Genomic DNA, 717 nt, shown 5'->3' on the forward strand with positions numbered 1-717 from the left:
CGCGACGTCGAATTTGTTACCGATTTACAAGCGCATACGCCAGTCGAAATTAATCGCCATCACTTGCTACAAATTTTGGTTAACCTGCAAATGAATGCCATTCACGCGATGAACGGCAAAGGAAAACTGATCGTAATGAGTGAAGATTGGATTGGAGAAGGTGAAATAAAGGGCGCAGCGATTCATGTTATCGACGATGGTTGCGGTATCAAACCAGAAAACTTAAATCGAATTTTCTCACCGTTTTACACGACGAAACGCGACGGCACCGGATTAGGCTTGTCGGTTTCGCAAAGTATTCTTAGTCAAACCGGTGGCGAGCTGAAAGCCGAATCGGAGTGGGGTAAAGGAAGTACATTCAGCATCTATTTACCGAAGAAAGCCGAGCTACTGCTGGAAGTGACGAACATCGCGTAACGTAAACCAACGCCAGTTCCATCAAAAAAGGTCAGTGAAAACTGGCCTTTTTCTTATCTACTCATCTTATCCTTCGTTGCCACTTTAAGTACGACAAATGACATGGATTTTTCGCCTTTTAGAACTGAAAAACACAGGTAACGAAACATATTTCCCATTAATTAATAAAAACAAAACTTGAAGTATGTAGCTTGAAGCAGTACCGTTGCCCGGTTTTTTCTCAATACACTTAAATTGCTAAGGTAAAGGTTTTGATCTCCACAGCGAATATTACTCAACAATTCGGCGCTAAGCCGTTAT

The 717-nt window shown here is 42.0% G+C and carries 1 protein-coding gene; it reads left to right on the forward strand.

The window, feature by feature from the left end:
- Nucleotides 1–417: sensor histidine kinase (locus R7Q48_RS27340; protein WP_318133400.1), on the forward strand; the 417-nt coding region annotated here is incomplete at its 5' end.
- Nucleotides 418–717: the final 300 nt, after the last annotated feature.

Source organism: Vibrio sp. 378 (assembly GCF_033339435.1).